Origin of the sequence: Bacteroides sp. HPS0048, assembly GCF_964240755.1 — a bacterium.
Lineage (GTDB): Bacteria > Bacteroidota > Bacteroidia > Bacteroidales > Bacteroidaceae > Bacteroides > Bacteroides nordii.
On the sequence record NZ_CAXSVC010000053.1, the window covers coordinates 14180 to 16263 of the forward strand.

A 2084-nucleotide genomic window follows, 5' to 3' on the forward strand; every position below is an offset into this window, starting at 1 on the left:
CTATCCCGTCATCCATACGGAGTGTACCCTTGCCGTCCGGCTGGAAATATCGGATGGTGTAGCGGGCATCGGAAAACCGTCCTTCACGTTTGAGTTCACACCGTATTTCCACCGTCTCACCTTTCACAATACGTGTGGGGACAGGCAGGGTCTCCACCTTGAACGGATAGGACTGCTGTACATCCATTTCATCATTGCAGGCGGACAACAGACAAGCCGCCAGACCCAGGAACAGGATTGCCATCATTCCGGCCAATTCTCTTTTTTTATTCAATGCATTCATATTCAATCAGATTTTAATACGTTATACTTAATTCTATTTTTACAGAAACTTGTTCTGCAGGTATTCGTTCAGATCCTTGTATCCTTTGTACAAAGAGGAACAGTCCACTATTTTATCCGCATAGCGTTTGCGGAGCGCCTCCAGCGTGCGCCGTCCGGCTTCGTCCCGGTCCAGGTAACAGTTGACTCTCTCATATCTGTCAAGAACGGGGAACGAGCGTTCCAGCAATGCCACCGAGTTCAGTACGAGATAGTCGTCGCCACATCCCAATTCGAGTTGCATCCACGAGAGGCAGTCGATAAACCCCTCGAAGAGATTGCAAGTATCCGAACCGTTGTCCATCAGCGAAATGTCTTTCGGAGAGAGACTGGCCTTAAAAAAGCGGTTGCGCACCTCGTACCCACCGCTGACATTCCTGAAACCGATGGCGAAATACCGCTTCCCGTGCAAGGTGTACCTGATCTCCTTGCAGTTCGGCATAGCCACATCACCGCTAATGCCACGTTCCGCCAGATAACGGAGCAGGACGCTGTTGTGCAGCGGTCCGGACTGTACCTTCGTGAAACTTTCCTGCCTATGGGAATCTTCCCTGTCATTTTCCCCGGAACGGGAAACGGTCTTGTGTTCGGGAGCAAGACCGCCCCATATCCCTGTGATGAACCTGGCCTGCGCCTTGAAATCCCCGCTGCCGATAAACTCCCCCGCAAGGGTGAATATGTCGCCTCCCTGTCCGGTACCGAAGTCATGCCATATATCCTTACGGACATTCAACTGGAACGAGGCGGTGCGCTCCTCCCGGTACGGGGCCAGATACCAATATTCATCCCCCCGTCTTCTTGCCGGTTCATATCCCATCCGTGCCAGAAAAACGGCGATTGGAATGTCTCTTATCTCTTCTATAGTCATAAGCGATACGGTTCTAATGGATTATGAATTTGACACCCAGACCGAATTGTGTCGTGAACAGGTCCAGCGAGCTTCCCCACAATACACGTTCCCGGATAGCGGCAAGAAGGACGATGCGGTCTGTCACGTATGCCTCAAGTTCCAGGGTTATCGCGCCGCCATAGACAAACGCATCCTTGGCGAGCAGCCTCGAACCGTCATACAGTATCCTCTCGCCCCAGTTCACGGTCTCATAGCCGGCCAGTGCGGAACCGCCGACCGAGAGGAAGACCGTCTTTGTCGGATCAGACAGGAATTTCAGATAATAGCCGCCTTCTGCCGTGAACTGCGCACGGGGTACGCTCGCATCCCGATACCCATAATTCTTCATCAGATACTCGGCGCCTATGACCCAGCGGTTGGCTTTTGGGGTGTATCCGGAAACGGCAAATCCGGTATAATAATTCAAGGGGGACTTTGAGCCGTTCGCAAATCCTCCGCGCAGTTCCACGCCCTTCATCCCGGGCAGGTACCGCTGGGCGTGCGCCCGCCCTGAAAACAGGGCAAGCGACACGGCTGTAACAAAAAGGAACAGATACTTCTTCATGGCTACTTCACTTTAAGTTCGTTGATAACCCCGGCTCTCACGATGTCCTCACTTTCCACGGTGAAGGTCTGGTGTCTGCCACCGCCTTTCTCGTGCATCTCCACCATCAGCACCTTGTCCGAGGGGATGGTGAATTTGTCGAAGACGAAAACGGTGCGCCCGTCCTTTTTCCCCGCGACGGACGTTACATAGTCGTAAGCACGCAGTGGGAATATCACCTGTTCCTGAATGGCGGTACGTTTCATCAGCTTCTTGTCCACAATTTTAAAAGTCACGAAATCCACCTCATAAGGCACGTTGGACCGGTTT

General features: G+C 52.6%; 4 protein-coding genes. All 4 read right to left on the reverse strand.

The window, feature by feature from the left end; translation table 11 throughout:
* Window positions 1-283: TraQ conjugal transfer family protein (locus ACESQI_RS23060; RefSeq protein WP_373127284.1), on the reverse strand; the 283-nt coding region annotated here is incomplete at its 3' end.
* Window positions 284-322: 39 nt separating this feature from the next.
* Window positions 323-1189 carry a toprim domain-containing protein gene (locus ACESQI_RS23065; protein WP_005832125.1) on the reverse strand — a complete coding sequence of 289 codons (867 nt, stop codon included), beginning with the start codon at window positions 1187-1189 and terminating at the stop codon, window positions 323-325.
* 13 nt (window positions 1190-1202) lie between these two features.
* A complete protein-coding gene (locus tag ACESQI_RS23070) occupies window positions 1203-1775 on the reverse strand; it encodes a conjugal transfer protein TraO (RefSeq protein ID WP_005832127.1) in 573 nt (190 codons plus the stop codon).
* Between the two features lie 2 nt (window positions 1776-1777).
* Window positions 1778-2084: DUF4138 domain-containing protein (locus ACESQI_RS23075; protein ID WP_373127286.1), on the reverse strand; the 307-nt coding region annotated here is incomplete at its 5' end.